The organism is Paenibacillus cellulosilyticus (assembly GCF_003182255.1).
GTDB classification, from domain to species: Bacteria; Bacillota; Bacilli; order Paenibacillales; family Paenibacillaceae; genus Paenibacillus_T; species Paenibacillus_T cellulosilyticus.
In genome coordinates, this window is sequence record NZ_QGTQ01000011.1 from 38,578 (window position 1) to 52,658 (window position 14,081).

Here is a 14,081-nt window from a genome sequence, read left to right on the forward strand (position 1 = left end):
CAATAGCAAAATAATAATACGGAACATCTTAAGCGTATGTTTACCGAAGCAAACAATTTGCCCAAAGTTGGAGCAAGAATGAAGCAAATTACTTAGCTTATGCTTACGAAGCAAGTAATTTGCTTACAGGCAGTAGGTTCAAGGATGAAGCAAATTACTTTTAGGAGGATAACTCATCATGGAGAAAGCGCTGCATTCGCGCGATGTGCTGCTGGGCGTCTGCTACTACCCAGAGCATTGGCCAGAGACGATGTGGGAGGACGACTTCCGCCGCATGAAGGAGCTTGGTCTTGAATATGTTCGCATGGCGGAATTCGGCTGGGCGCTGATGGAACCGGAGGAGGGCGTATTCGACTTCTCGCTATTCGACCGTGCTTTTGCGCTTGCGCACCGTCATGGCCTTAACATCATTATCGGCACACCGACGGCAACACCGCCCGCATGGCTGACTCATCGTTATCCCGAGACGCTTAATGCGCAGGCGAACGGCATTTCCTATGAGCACGGGTCGCGCCGGCATTATACATACAATTCGCCCAAATTCCGCGAGTTGTCCGCACGGATCGTCCAACGGATGGCGGAGCATTTCGCAGAACACCCAGGCATCGTCGGCTGGCAGCTCGACAACGAGTTCAACTGCGAGGTGTTCGAATTCTATTCGGCAGCCGATCATACGGCATTCCGTGAATGGCTGAAGGCGAAGTACGGCTCGTTGGCCGCACTTAATGAGGCATGGGGCACCGTATTTTGGAGTCAAACGTATACCGATTGGGAGCAGGTGCATCTGACGCGGAACGTGCCGAGCGACAGTCCGAATCCACATCTCAAGCTGGATGAGAAGCGTTTCTTCTCCGATAGCGTTATCTCCTATGCGCAAATGCAGGCGGACATTGTCCGTGCAGCCGCACCGCGCCATTGGGTGACGACGAACGGCCTGTTCGGCCATCTCGACACGCATAAACTGACTAACGATATGCTTGATTTCATCTCGTATGACAGCTATCCCATGTTCGGCCGCATGTTCCCGGACGGTGGTGAAAATCCGCTGCTCGACCGCCGATTCAGCATGTCGCTGTCGAATGTCCGGTCGATCTCGCCGAACTTCTGCATCATGGAGCAGCAGTCCGGTCCAGGCGGCTGGGTTAACCGCATTGAACAGCCGTCGCCGAAGCCAGGCCAGCTCCGACTGTGGACGTATCAATCGATTGCGCATGGCGCGGATCTGGTCGTCTATTTCCGTTGGCGCACGGCTACGTTCGGGACGGAGATGTATTGGCATGGTCTGCACAATTGGGATAACCGTCCGAACCGCCGCACTCGCGAGGTCGAGCGGATCGCGGAGGAGCTTCGCCGCGCAGGACAAGCCATTGCAGGCAGCCGCTATGAAGCGGAGGTTGCCATCCTTCGCGACTACGATAACGAATGGGATGGCGAGTTCGATAAGTGGCACGGCGGCTACGAATGGACAAGCACATTGTCGTGGTTCAAGCGTCTGCAGCGCCGCCATATCCCGAATGATATGCTGTTCGTCAATGAACAGACAACGCTTGATCAACTGAACCGCTATCAGACGCTAATCTACCCGCATCCGACGATCATTCGCGAAGAGACAGCCAAGCTGTTGGAAGCTTATGTGCAGGGCGGCGGAACGCTTATTATCGGCTGCCGCAGCGGTTATAAGGACGAGACGGGACGCTGCCGGATGACCCCGATGCCTGGACCGCTCGCACCGCTGTGCGGCGTTACAGTCGAGGACTTTACACGAGAAGAACCAGACGGCAGCAGCCCAAGCTTCACGCTTTCGTCGCAGGCATTCGATACGTTCGCAACGTTCACTTCCAACGGCTTCGCCGAGACGCTGGCCGTAACGTCGCCGGATGCTATCGTTCTTGGCCGTTACGATAACAGCAGCTATATGTTTGGTGAGCCTGCGCTCGTCGAGAACAGCAGCGGCGAAGGCCGCACGATCTACTTCGGCGGCGTATTCTCGGATCCGCTTGTCGATCAGCTGATCGACCGTCTCGGCATCACATCACCTGCATCGGATTTGTTGGAGCTGCCTGAATGCATCGAGCTGACGGTGCGCAGCCATGACAAGCCGATATTTGAAGGACAGGACAGCGGACTTCGTATCCACTTCCTGCTGAACTATAGCGGACAATCCGCATCCATCAAGGTTCGCTGCGGCGCAACCGACCTGCTGACTGGCAAACGGTACGTCAAAGGCGCAGCCGAGCTTGACCCATACGCAGCGCTTGCGCTCGTATTCGATGAATAGTCGTCGTAGCTAACGCAAACATGCACCTACGACAAAGCCCCATCCCTCCTGCTTGCCGGCAGAGGGACGGGGCTGTTTTATTTTACGAACGCGCAAGCACTTGCTTGCCTTGTCTCATTAAGAGCACATAATAAACGACATAGTAAGCAAACATGATAAGCATAAGGCCGGACGTCCAGTGGCTGCCCCCTGCTGCGAAGTTGAAGTTCTGACCACGATCTCGCGACATCGTCATCATCTCATACATTCGGTATGCGAACCGTCCAACGAACAAAACCGTCACAATAGTGCCGATCCACACGTTTGCTTTGTAATACAGCTCTGCACCGCGCCGTTCAAACACCGTCATCGTCGCCCCCGCAATCCCCAGCGCCGCGCCAATTAGAATGCCGATTATATCCGAGATCATGCTGACGATACTGAACCCGCTCTGCGTCATAAAAATAATACCAATCACCGCCAGCAGCACAATTCGAAACGTCAGTCGATTGGAACGCAGCTCGCTCCACGAGAAATTTCTCTGTACCCGCCGAACAATGCGAAAACCTACTAAGCATACTAGCAAAATAATAATGATTTGCTGCATCTATGATGCCTCCCTTTCATGTCATCGTTCATCGTTATTGGCCTCCATCTCAACTGAAACCATCATAGCGCGAAACCGCTTGTCCCTTCGACCAACCTAGGATAGAACCTTATCGCCACCTCTCTATACCTGTAGGTAGATATGATTGGCCCACGCCTCAACTGCATTGCACTGCGCCGCATCGCACAGCTACAATGAACGTACTAGGGCACAAGGTCGGAGGATATAGGATGGATCAAAATAATGATCGGCGCACCAACATCCGCGCAGCTGTAGGGGCGATACTTATCGCCATATTGATGCATATGAATGATTTCTTCACAGGCGCTCCTATTCGCATCGCACTGAACATCCTCATCTATGCAACGTTCGTCAGCCGCTTCTTATTACGGGATTTCTGGCGAACGCCGCGAATGTCGATTGTATTCGTTGTGCTGGCAGCTTTGGAGACAGCGGCGGGCATCATCTGGTTTGAAGAAAAAGTACTTATTTACTTTCTCGCCGTTATTATCGTGACGACAGCGATCCGGCTGTCTCTTGGGCCGAGGCGTGTCCCGCTTCTCGCTACCATGATCACGGTTGCCGGCGTATATGCGGCCTTCGGTCATGTCAATGTGCTCAGCTTCACTTCCTTCGTTATTATCACCATTTTCTTCTATATCAACGTCCAAAGCCGACGCCAACGCGACGCGATCTTCGAAGAAAACAAACGCAACTTAGTTGAGCTGCAGGAAGCGTATACGCACCTACAGGAAGCTTCCGTTACGTCGATGCATAATGCCGTGCTGGATGAACGGACGCGCATTGCCCGTGACATTCACGACGCTGTCGGACACAGTCTCACCTCACTTATTGTGCAAATGCAGGCGCTCCGCTATATGATCGCCAAAGACCCTGCGCAGGCGGAGCAGTCGCTTACCGGCATGCTGGAGGTCGCTCGCCAAGGCTTGCAGGACATTCGAACGTCCGTTCACGCGCTTGCAGACGATCGGTCCGTATCCGGTCTCGCGCCGCTCCGCGCCTTGCTCGCTCGCATGGAGGCAACGACAGCGATTACGTATGATTTTCAAGCCGATGCGCTGACCGAGGAAGACGTCGATGCCGCAGATTCCACGCTGCTCTTCAGCATTATGCAGGAGGCGATCACCAATATCGTGCGCCATGCCAGAGCGACTCATGTCAGGGTGCGGATTAGCCAAAAGGCTGGGCGCATCGTGCTGCATATTCGAGATAACGGCCATGCTGTTGCAGACGAACCCATCCAGGAAGGTTTTGGGCTAAAAATGATGCGGGCAAGACTCGAGGAAGGCGGCGGGATCTTGAAGGTTGGAGCAGGTGAACCGCACGGTTTGGAGATTACAGCGGAGCTGCCGATCGGCGCTGCCGACACGGAAATGAGGGAACATGACAACGATGACAACATCGATCGATAAAATCAAAGTGCTGCTCGTCGATGATCAGAAGATGATCCGACAAGGGTTCAGCTATGTCATCGGCTTGCAGGATGATATGGAAATTGTCGGCGAAGCAGCGGATGGCAGAGAAGCCGTCAAACAGGCGCTTGCGCTCCGCCCCGACATCATTCTGATGGACATTCAGATGCCGAACATGACAGGCATTGAAGCGTCACAAGCGATCATCAAGCAGCTTCCCGACGTTCGAATCGTCATCCTGACGACGTTCAACGATCCCGACTATATTTATGAGGTCATCCGATCTGGCGCAGTCGGCTACCTGCTCAAGGATGCGGATGTAGAGGATATGCTGGAGGCGGTACGGTCCGCCTATCGCGGCGAAGCCGTGTATCGGACAGACTTGGCAGCCGGCGCGCTGTCCCGTGCAATCTCGTCGACCTACATCATCTCCGATCCAGCAGGCAGTGACACACCGCTGCTGGAACCGTTGACCGAACGCGAGATGGAGATTTTGCAGGAGATGGCCTACGGACTGCGCAATGACCGCATCGCACAAAAGTTGTTCATCAGCGAGGGTACGGTCAAATCTCATGTCCATCGCATTCTGCAGAAGTTCGGCTGCGAAGACCGCACGCAAGTCGTCGTAAACGCGCTGCGCCGGGGTATGGTGAAGTAACGGATGAATGGCGAAGTTATTAAGTGTGGACAACACACTCAATGGTCTATGAACAAGGGTTACGCACAGTTAGGTGTGGTTAAGTCACGCCTATATGTGAATGGAGAGCGCTAACGAAACATTGGCGAGTCATGAGATGTGAATATCCCACACCTAATGGACCCCGCGTGGATGTTAAACACAAATAAACGTGGATGAACCACGTTTATTTGTGCATACCGATCATGTTCTACTGTTCAAACATATTGATGAATCCACTCTTTAATCCGAGACGCCACAACGGTGACATCCGTTTCGGTTGTATCAATCGTCGGCATCGGCGGATCATACGCTGTATGTGAAATTTCAAGCAGCTTCTCCGCGAAGTCCCTGTGCGTCTCAATCATCTCCTCGGACCAATTCCGGGCACGCAGACGCTGCTCGCGCGTCTCGGCATTACAGTGCAGGTTTAAGTAATACACATGCTCGAACGAAGAATAGTCGGCACATTTCGCAATATCCCAAGGCATCATCGTGCCGCATAGAATCGTCATACGTCCGCTCTGCGCCACATTTCGGGCAACACGAAGCCAAATGTTCCGCATTTTCTCCCAATCGTGGCCAATAAACTCCACAAGATCGTCCAGGTCAAAAATATCAAACTCCGGCAGGATCTCACGCAGCGCGTCAATGACATACGTTTTCCCTGATCCGCTTGCACCTGTCACAATAAACAATGGCAGCTTCTGTTTCAATTAGCATCCCCCTTGACCTTGGCCAACTAAGAAGTTGCATCGTTACTTGATTTAAAATAAGTCGGGCCATATTCGGTGAGTTTAGATAAGTCGTCCCGCGAGATTTCTACAACTTCATGGGCTGATTTTTCGTTTATATTCATACGGTACAATTTATATTGGTCGGATGGTTTCTCGCTGACGCAATCAATTGCGCTGCCATCAAGGGACCAAAGCACATAGGCTGTGGATATATAGCTATCGGTTGAAAGATTGTGTACTTTGTTATCGCTGCCACTAACAATTGCGATCTTGCTTGAGCTCGTATCGCCGTAAGCTACAGCTAAAGAAGCATTTTTGGGTGACCAATTATAGGCCTGCACGGATTCTACAAACCCATTACCTTGCGCTTCAATTTCTTTATTCAGATCGACACTGTCGCCATTGCTTAAATTAATCATAAACACATTAGATCCCGGACCGTAAAAGAAGCTGACAGCTAACATCTTTTTATCAGCGGACAGTGAGATGGATTGGACTTTAGAGACGTTCAAAGCAGGTTTGATCGAATAGGATTTGCCTCCTGCCGCAATCGTAATATTTTGCAGAGATAGCGAGTCTGGTCCTTCGCCTTCTTTATGTTTATCGGCAGTTACTATGATGTCATCCGAATCCGAACGCCATGAGAATTTATTATCGTTATCGTCCAACTTACCTGTGGTCTCATTGTTAAAGTACAAGGAAGGATCGAACTGCTCAGTTGTAGGTGATTGGTTCGATTCCTTATTATCGTTCGTGCAGCCGCTTACTAAGACGATAGAAATCAGAATGATTAAGGAAAAGAGAAGCTGTCTTTGTTTCATGATTAATCCTCGCTTTCATTTTAAGGGAAAAATATCCATTCGTATATAAAGTGAAACGTTAAAAGGTATAGGGATGTTGCGGATTTACTTTTGATAATTTGACATGGACAAACAAAAACCCTGACGCCGCATTGGCATCAGGGTTTTCATTTCTTAATATTTGCGATAATCGTCCTCGTCGCCTGACGACCTCTGCAGCAATACCATTAGTCCGCCCAATACGATAAGCGAAGCCGTCAGTCCTTGCAGACCATTGAACGGCGCGATCGCGGTAATCGACAGAAGAGCGAAGAAGATCACCGCAGCGCCGCCGAGCACGAATACCGGAAGCAGCAGCCAGAAGCCGCGATAGCCGAACAGGTAGAACTCGAACAAACCAAAGGCAACTGCGAGCAGGAAGCCCGGCCATACGGTTGCCCACGCGTCAAACAGCATGCCTGCTTGACATGTCAAGCCGGTGACGAGGAGAATGCCGCCCGGAATGAGGAGGCCTGCTGCGGGCTTTGATCTTTTGTACAAATACGCCACGTGGAAGAAGATGCCCAGCGGTAGAATGAACAGCGTCGGCCAGAAGTAGGTGATAATGCTGGCACCGTCGGCATATGAGCGGCCATCTGAAGACTGCGCCTGAATGAGCAGCCAAATAATGCCCGCCGCAACGGCGATCACACCGTAATTGCGCCGCATCGTCATGAAGATATCCCCCTTAAAGTAATTTGCTTGCTTCTTCTTTACTACTTCCTGAGAGCAAATTGCTTGCTTCGTAAGCATACGCTAAGTAATTTGCTTGCATCTGTATTCTGCTTACCTGACGTAAACAGACGCTTGAATGTTGAATGGAACTTCACTGACGCTAGGTTACCACCGACACTTGACCATGTAAATGCTTCTAGGGCAAAACCCGACCTAAGTCGGGAACCGTCTCCGCCCTCGGGTCAAATGCGTCGGGAACGCCAGACTGAGCGCTGGGCTTTTTGGTATCATTTTACCCGTACGCCATATACTCGGACATGATCCGCTCGATATTAAACGGGCTCACTGCAACCACGTTACCTTCCTCCGTAATCAACGCTCAAGCCGGTCGAAACAAAATGGAGATAACTATTCACCATTAGCCCTACCAAAGGAGATTGTGCTAGGCAAATCAGTGCCCGCTAATCGTTCATAAGCTCCCTTAATGTCAGGTACATATTCTTTAGTAAGAATCACTCCTGCTACAATTTTATTAATGACAACTAGCTCATCTCGATTAAATGTTATGAGTTCTGGAATTAAACTTTGTATTGGTTTTTCAAAATAGGATGACAGGGCATCGGCTACAGATTTCATCTCATCCTCAGAAAGCTTTTCACACTGAGCTGTGATGGTTTGAATCATTTCCTTCATGATAGGAATCACTCCTCTACGATTTCCCGCATTACACCTAATACTGCCGCTTTCCCACTTCATCTTTGGCCATCGTCTCGGTGTAGACGCTCTCCGGCGTCGAGATCCGCTTCGGCAGCTGCCGGCCTTCGGCCAGCTCCTTGACGGCCTGCATCAGAATCGGACCAAGCAGCGGGTTGCATTCGACGATGCAGTTGATTTTGCCTGCGGCCATCATCTCGAAGCCCGCCTTCGTACCATCCACCGATATAATAATGATGTCCTTCCCAGGACGAAGGCCATACTCTTCGATCGCTTCGACTGCGCCAAGCGCCATATCGTCATTGTGCGCGTACAGCACCTTGATGTTCGCGCCTTCCTCCTCGAGGAAGCGGCGCATCGTCTCCTTGCCCTTCTCGAACGTAAAGTCTGCCGCCTCGCTTCGCAGCAGGACGACATTCGCTTTCTTTTTCTCCAGTTGATCGCGGAAGCCTTTGCCCCGCTCGATCGATGGGGACGAGCCTTCTGTCCCTCTCAGCTCCACAAGACCGACGGGACCGGACATGCCGCGTATTTTGTCCACGAGATATTTGCCAGCCTTCTGCCCTTCCTCATAGAAGTCCGAGCCGATGAACGACACATATAAGGACGGGTCACTCACATTCGCACTACGGTCCGAGATGATGACAGGAATGCCTGCGTCCTTCGCTTCCTTCAGCACCGGCTCCCAGCCCGTCTCAATGACCGGCGCAATCGCAATCACATCCACCTTGCGCTGGATGAACGAGCGGACGGCTTCGATCTGCTTCTGTTGGGATTGGTCCGCATTGTCGAACAGCAGATCAATGCCCGCCTCAGTCGCCGCTTCCTTAATCGACCTCGTATTCGCATTCCGCCAATCGCTCTCCGTCCCCAATTGCGAGAAGCCGAGCACGAGCGGCCGCTGTGCAGCCGGCGGTGTCGCATCTCCCGTATCCGATAAACCGTCCGTCTGCAGCACAGCCGTATCCGAAGTTACACTACCAGTATCGGTGCTGGCCTTCGGATCGCCTCCTTGGCAGCCCGCCAACACAGGCAGCAGAAGGAACAACGTAATAATCATCCCTATAGAAAAATGCGCGCGCCGCGCAAGCTTCGACCCGACCCTCACGGATGAATCCTCCTAAAAGCAATTTGCCTTCATCTTCGATACTACTACCTGAAGGCAAATTGCTTGCTTCGTAAGCATACGCTTAGCAATTTGCCTTCATCTTCGATACTACTACCTGAAGGCAAATTGCTTGCTTTGTAAGCATTCGCTTAGCAATTTGCCGCTTCGTAAACCTATCCTATTACACTCCAGCGGCGGACGATGCCAGGCACCGTCCGCCGTATAACCACTGCCTATATCGTTCGCTTCTCTCTCTGTATATTCCTGCACTTCTATTACATGATCGTAAAGTTCGGTTCTCGGACTTACGCCATCTTCTCGACGCTGCCTGTTTTGCGGTCGCTGCGCATCGTGAACAAACGCTGCAGCACAATGAACGCGAACAGCAGAATGCCGATAATGATACGCGTCCACCACGAGCTAAGCGTTCCCTGGAAGACGATGAGCGTCTGGATAACGCCGTAGATCATAACGCCGGCGAACGTACCGAATACATAACCGACTCCGCCCGTCAGCAGCGTACCGCCAATGACCGTAGCTGCAATCGCGTCGAGCTCCAGTCCAACGGCGTGAAGGCCGTAACCGGACAGCATGTAGAACGTGAAGACGACACCGCCCAGCGCCGAGCAGAAGCCGCTGAACATATACACCATGATTTTCGTCCGAGCGACCGGCAAACCCATCAGCAGCGCCGACTGCTCACTGCCGCCAATCGCATACGTCGTCCGGCCGAAGCGCGTATAATGCGCGATGTAGATGGCCAGCACAAGCACGACGAGCGCGATAATGACGCTTGGCGAGACGAAGTAGTCGCCGAATCGAATTTTCGTCTGTGCCATATCCGTGTAGAAGCCGTTATCGATCGTAATCGTGTTGATGCTGATTAAGTAGCATAAGCCGCGCGCAAGAAACATTCCGGCTAAGGTGACGATGAACGGCTGGATTTTGAAGTAATGAATGAGCGCCCCCATCGCCGCTCCGAACAGTGCTCCGACTGCGAGCACGAACGGAATAACTGCCCATGCGGGCCATCCGCCCTGCTGCAATAAGCCTGCGGACAGCATCGTCGTCAGAGCGACCATCGAGCCGACCGACAGATCAATGCCGCCGGACACGATTACGAACGTCATGCCGATCGCGACGATAAGCAGGAATGCGTTATCGATCAACAGATTGAACAACACTTGTGCAGAGAAAAAGCCAGTATAGCGGAATGAACCCGTCATAAACATGAGAATGAACAGCGCAATCGTAGCCGCTACCGGCAGATGCTGCCGTTTAAGCATGACGCGTCACCTCCCGCTCGGCTGGATAACGGCGAGTCTTCCAGCGGCTGATGATCGCCTTGCGGAACGGCTCCGACTGAATGAGGCATACCGCCATTACAACGACAGCCTTGACGACGAGCGTCACTTCCGGCTTTACGCCAACGGAATAGATCGTCGTTGTCAACGTCTGGATCATCAGTGCGCCAACAATCGTACCCGTCAAGTAGAAACGTCCGCCTGTCAACGAGGTGCCGCCGATAACAACGGCAAGAATCGCATCGAGCTCGATCCATAAACCGGCGTTATTGCCGTCCGCGCTCGCAACGTTGCCGCTAAGGATCAATCCCGCAACGCCTGCGCACAGACCGCAAAACATATAGACGATGATCATAACGGTTTTCGCCCGAATGCCGGCCAGACGGCTCGCCTCCGGGTTGCAGCCAACCGACTCGATATACAGGCCAAGCGCCGTACGGCGAGTCAGCAGCGCGGAGATCGCGAATACGATCGCCACGAGGAATATCGAGAAAGGCAGCCCCGCGAGCGAGCCCGCTCCGATATATTGATACGGCGTGCTCGACACCGTAATGATTTGCCCGTCTGTTATGAGCTGTGCAATGCCGCGTCCCGCTACCATCAGAATGAGCGTTGCGATAATCGGCTGAATGCCGGTAATGGAGACGAGCAGCCCGTTCCATAAGCCAAGTGCTATCGACAGCACGAGCGCCATCACAACAGCGTAGATGACTAAGGATACGGCGTTCTGATCGCTTCCTTTGCTAATCATCTGGCACGCAAGCGCACCTGCGATCGCCACGACCGAACCAACCGATAAGTCGATGCCCCGCGTTGCGATAACCGTCGTCATGCCGATCGCTACTAGCATGAGCGGCGCCCCGAAGTTCAGAATATCGATTAAGCTGCCATACAGATGCCCTTCCCGGACTACGACCTTGAAGAACGATGGCGAATAAAACAAATTGAACAATAGCAGCGCCATCCACAGTGCCATCGGCCAGAACAAATGATGCTTATACGTACGGTTCAGCCAGCTTGTTGGTTTGCCTGTTGCGTAGCGCCCCTTCGTATCCCCCGTCATGCTCCCCCACCTCCTGCGATTGCCTTCATGATGCGCTGCTCATCCATCTCTTCCTTGCCGATCTCTTCGACCTTCACCCGATCGCGCAGTACCGCGATTCGATCGCTGACGCGAAGCACTTCTTCGAGCTCCGACGATACGTACAGCACCGACATCCCTTCCTCGCGCGACAACGTCATGACCAGCCGCTGAATCTCAGCCTTGGCGCCGATGTCGATGCCGCGCGTTGGCTCGTCGAGAATGAGCAGCTTCGGCTGGGTCAGCAGCCACCTTCCGAGAATGACCTTCTGCTGATTGCCGCCGCTCAAGTTCTTCACGAGCTGTTCCGGGTTCGGCGGGTGAATGTTGAGCGTCTTAATGTATTTCTCAGCAATCTCGTTCTGCCGCTTGCGCGAAATCGTCTTGAACCAGCCCCGCGTCGCCTGGAGCGCCACGACAATGTTCTCGCGAACGGTGAGGTCCTCGATAATGCCTTCCGTCTTCCGGTTCTCTGGGCAAAAGGCCAAGCCTGCATCAATCGCCCCACGCGGCGAATGAACGCCGCCCTTGCCTGCGCCCTCAACGTGCAGCTTGCCTTGGTCGGCACGATCCGCGCCGTACAGCAGACGCGCAAGCTCCGTCCGGCCAGAGCCAAGCAGCCCCGCGAGTCCAATGACTTCGCCGCGGCCGATCGACAGATTGAACGGCTCAATCGCGCCTTTGCGGCCAAGCCCGCTCGCTGCCACGATCGCAGCATGATCATCCGACATACGCGAGTCGCCAGCCGTCTTCGGCAGCTCGTCTAGCATCGTCAGCTCCTTGCCGATCATGCGGGAGACGAGCTCCAGCCTTGGCAGCTCCGACGCCTTGTACTCTGCGATCAGTTCTCCGCCGCGAAGAATCGTAATTCGGTCCGAGATTTCATACACTTGGTCGATAAAGTGCGTCACGAACAGAATCGCCATCCCTTCGCCGCGAAGCTTGCGCACGACCTCGAACAACCGGGCAACCTCGCCCCGATCGAGGCTGGAGGTCGGCTCATCGAGAATGAGCACCTTCGCCTTAATATCAATGGCTCTCGCGATCGCGACAAGCTGCTGGATCGCGACGGGGTATTCGCTGAGCGGCAGCGTCACGTCGACGCGAAGATGAAGCCGCTCTTCGAGCAGCTGCGCGGCGCGGCGGTTCATTTCCTTCCACTGAATCCGGCCGAAGCGGCGCGGCTCGCGGCCGATATAGATATTTTCCGCAACGGACAGGTTCGTACATAGATTGACCTCTTGATACACGGTGCTGATGCCAGCCCCCTGCGCCTCCTGCGGGCTGTGCACGACAAGCCGCTTCCCTTCCATCTCGACCGTGCCCTCGTCAATCGAATAAACGCCGGTCAGCACCTTGATGAGCGTGGACTTGCCTGCCCCATTCTCGCCCATGAGCGCATGTACTTCCCCGGGAAATAATCGAAAATCAACGCCGGACAACGCCCGTACGCCAGGAAAGCCCTTGTGAATATTCGTCAGCTTCAGAACAGGCTCTGCTCCCGTTTGCTGTGCCATCCATGCTCCTCCCCTCTGCCGCAAACAAAAGCCGCTTCGTCCGATCGCTCGTGCCGAAGCGGCTTGCGCATGTGGCTGTTAATGATTAGTATTTGCGATCAGGCAGCGCGGCCTTCGCTTCTTCGGATGTGAACGTGCCTTCCTTCGTTACGATCCGTTTCTCGATCGTTTTGCCGGCGAGGACGTCGCGCACAGCGTCCATCAGCTGTGGTCCGAGGAGCGGATTGCACTCGACGATGTAGTTGATTTTGCCTTCGCTTGCTGCTTGCATGCCGTCATGTACAGCGTCGACGGAGATGATTTTGATATCCACGCCTGGCTTCAGACCAGCCGCTTCGATTGCTTGGATCGCGCCGAGCGCCATGTCGTCGTTATGTGCATACAGCACGTCGATCTTCGGATTCGCTTTCAGGAACGCCTGCATAACCTCTTTGCCTTTCGCACGCGTGAAGTCGCCCGTTTGCGAAGCGATGATTTTCAGATGGGAGTTGCCTTTGATCGCTTCTTCGAAGCCCGCTTTGCGGTCGATCGCCGGAGCGGAGCCCGTCGTGCCTTGCAGCTCGACGATGTTCACGTCTGCCGACGCGTCCTTGTATTGGTCAGAGAGCCATTGGCCCGCTTTCTTGCCTTCTTCCACGAAGTCGGAGCCGATGAACGTTACGTACAGCGATTCGTCCTTCGAATCTACCGCACGGTCCGTCAGGATGACCGGAATGCCAGCGTCCTTCGCTTCCTTCAGTACCGTATCCCAACCAGACTCGACGACTGGCGAGAATGCGATAACGTCGACCTTTTGCTGAATGAACGTACGGATCGCCTTGATTTGGTTCTCCTGCTTCTGCTGCGCGTCAGAGAACTTCAGATCGAAGCCTGCCTCCGAAGCCGAATCCTTGATCGAGTTCGTGTTCGCCGTACGCCAGCCGCTCTCTGCTCCTACCTGCGCGAAGCCGAGCGAGATGTCGCTTGTGCTGCCCGACGTTTTCTTATCTTCGCTCTTGCCGCACGCCGCAGCGACCAGCACGAGCAGCGTCAGCGAAAGCAGTGTCCACATTTTGGTTCTTCTCTTCACGTTCATAATCCCCCTTAAATATCGATCACCTTGTCGGTGTGAGGTCATTATAAAACGCTTACAC

The 14,081-nt window shown here is 53.5% G+C and carries 13 protein-coding genes; 3 read left to right on the forward strand and 10 right to left on the reverse strand.

Annotated features, from left to right (window positions below; genetic code table 11):
* Positions 1 to 178 precede the first annotated feature (178 nt).
* Positions 179 to 2,278: a beta-galactosidase gene (locus tag DFQ01_RS15370; protein ID WP_110044781.1), complete on the forward strand. Its 2,100-nt coding sequence runs from the start codon at positions 179 to 181 to the stop codon at positions 2,276 to 2,278.
* An 82-nt stretch (positions 2,279 to 2,360) separates the two neighbouring features.
* On the opposite strand, the gene DFQ01_RS15375 is transcribed toward DFQ01_RS15370, so the two are convergent.
* Positions 2,361 to 2,864 (reverse strand): CcdC protein domain-containing protein, encoded by a 504-nt coding sequence (locus DFQ01_RS15375; RefSeq protein WP_110044782.1) that lies wholly within the window; start codon positions 2,862 to 2,864, stop codon positions 2,361 to 2,363.
* A gap of 230 nt (positions 2,865 to 3,094) precedes the next feature.
* On the opposite strand from DFQ01_RS15375, the gene DFQ01_RS15380 reads away from it, so the two are divergent.
* Positions 3,095 to 4,297, forward strand: coding sequence for a sensor histidine kinase (locus DFQ01_RS15380; RefSeq protein ID WP_174812839.1), 1,203 nt, complete (start codon positions 3,095 to 3,097; stop codon positions 4,295 to 4,297).
* Positions 4,278 to 4,955, forward strand: coding sequence for a response regulator (locus DFQ01_RS15385; RefSeq protein ID WP_110044784.1), 678 nt, complete (start codon positions 4,278 to 4,280; stop codon positions 4,953 to 4,955). Before DFQ01_RS15380 ends, DFQ01_RS15385 begins: the two co-directional genes overlap by 20 nt.
* Before the next feature lie 236 nt (positions 4,956 to 5,191).
* On the opposite strand, the gene DFQ01_RS15390 is transcribed toward DFQ01_RS15385, so the two are convergent.
* The 9 genes from DFQ01_RS15390 to DFQ01_RS15430 form a co-directional block, all read right to left on the reverse strand.
* On the reverse strand, positions 5,192 to 5,689 hold the full coding sequence (locus tag DFQ01_RS15390) for a P-loop nucleotide/nucleoside kinase family protein (protein WP_110044785.1): 498 nt from the start codon (positions 5,687 to 5,689) through the stop codon (positions 5,192 to 5,194).
* 26 nt (positions 5,690 to 5,715) lie between these two features.
* Positions 5,716 to 6,531: a hypothetical protein gene (locus DFQ01_RS15395; protein WP_110044786.1), complete on the reverse strand. Its 816-nt coding sequence runs from the start codon at positions 6,529 to 6,531 to the stop codon at positions 5,716 to 5,718.
* 153 nt (positions 6,532 to 6,684) lie between these two features.
* On the reverse strand, positions 6,685 to 7,224 hold the full coding sequence (locus DFQ01_RS15400) for a hypothetical protein (protein ID WP_110044787.1): 540 nt from the start codon (positions 7,222 to 7,224) through the stop codon (positions 6,685 to 6,687).
* A gap of 408 nt (positions 7,225 to 7,632) precedes the next feature.
* Positions 7,633 to 7,917, reverse strand: a complete 285-nt coding sequence (locus DFQ01_RS15405) for a hypothetical protein (RefSeq protein WP_110044788.1) — start codon at positions 7,915 to 7,917, stop codon at positions 7,633 to 7,635.
* Between the two features lie 37 nt (positions 7,918 to 7,954).
* Positions 7,955 to 9,046 (reverse strand): ABC transporter substrate-binding protein, encoded by a 1,092-nt coding sequence (locus DFQ01_RS15410; RefSeq protein ID WP_245946706.1) that lies wholly within the window; start codon positions 9,044 to 9,046, stop codon positions 7,955 to 7,957.
* A gap of 305 nt (positions 9,047 to 9,351) precedes the next feature.
* Complete coding sequence (gene yjfF / locus DFQ01_RS15415) at positions 9,352 to 10,332, reverse strand: galactofuranose ABC transporter, permease protein YjfF (protein ID WP_110044789.1); 981 nt, start codon at positions 10,330 to 10,332, stop codon at positions 9,352 to 9,354.
* Complete coding sequence (locus DFQ01_RS15420) at positions 10,325 to 11,413, reverse strand: ABC transporter permease (RefSeq protein WP_174812840.1); 1,089 nt, start codon at positions 11,411 to 11,413, stop codon at positions 10,325 to 10,327. The genes yjfF and DFQ01_RS15420 overlap by 8 nt, the downstream gene beginning before the upstream one ends.
* Positions 11,410 to 12,948 (reverse strand): sugar ABC transporter ATP-binding protein, encoded by a 1,539-nt coding sequence (locus DFQ01_RS15425; RefSeq protein WP_110044790.1) that lies wholly within the window; start codon positions 12,946 to 12,948, stop codon positions 11,410 to 11,412. Before DFQ01_RS15425 ends, DFQ01_RS15420 begins: the two co-directional genes overlap by 4 nt.
* Before the next feature lie 85 nt (positions 12,949 to 13,033).
* A complete protein-coding gene (locus tag DFQ01_RS15430; RefSeq protein WP_425452403.1) occupies positions 13,034 to 14,017 on the reverse strand; it encodes an ABC transporter substrate-binding protein in 984 nt (327 codons plus the stop codon).
* Positions 14,018 to 14,081: the final 64 nt, after the last annotated feature.

Excerpts from the sequence above, each read along its gene's own strand:
- DFQ01_RS15420 (WP_174812840.1), bottom strand. The coding sequence starts at position 11,413 with ATGACGGGGGATACGAAGGGGCGCTACGCAACAGGCAAACCAACAAGC.
- DFQ01_RS15395 (WP_110044786.1), bottom strand. The coding sequence starts at position 6,531 with ATGAAACAAAGACAGCTTCTCTTTTCCTTAATCATTCTGATTTCTATC.
- DFQ01_RS15405 (WP_110044788.1), bottom strand. The coding sequence starts at position 7,917 with ATGAAGGAAATGATTCAAACCATCACAGCTCAGTGTGAAAAGCTTTCT.
- DFQ01_RS15375 (WP_110044782.1), bottom strand. The coding sequence starts at position 2,864 with ATGCAGCAAATCATTATTATTTTGCTAGTATGCTTAGTAGGTTTTCGC.
- DFQ01_RS15370 (WP_110044781.1), top strand. The coding sequence starts at position 179 with ATGGAGAAAGCGCTGCATTCGCGCGATGTGCTGCTGGGCGTCTGCTAC.
- yjfF (WP_110044789.1), bottom strand. The coding sequence starts at position 10,332 with ATGCTTAAACGGCAGCATCTGCCGGTAGCGGCTACGATTGCGCTGTTC.
- DFQ01_RS15380 (WP_174812839.1), top strand. The coding sequence starts at position 3,095 with ATGGATCAAAATAATGATCGGCGCACCAACATCCGCGCAGCTGTAGGG.
- DFQ01_RS15385 (WP_110044784.1), top strand. The coding sequence starts at position 4,278 with ATGACAACATCGATCGATAAAATCAAAGTGCTGCTCGTCGATGATCAG.
- DFQ01_RS15425 (WP_110044790.1), bottom strand. The coding sequence starts at position 12,948 with ATGGCACAGCAAACGGGAGCAGAGCCTGTTCTGAAGCTGACGAATATT.
- DFQ01_RS15400 (WP_110044787.1), bottom strand. The coding sequence starts at position 7,224 with ATGACGATGCGGCGCAATTACGGTGTGATCGCCGTTGCGGCGGGCATT.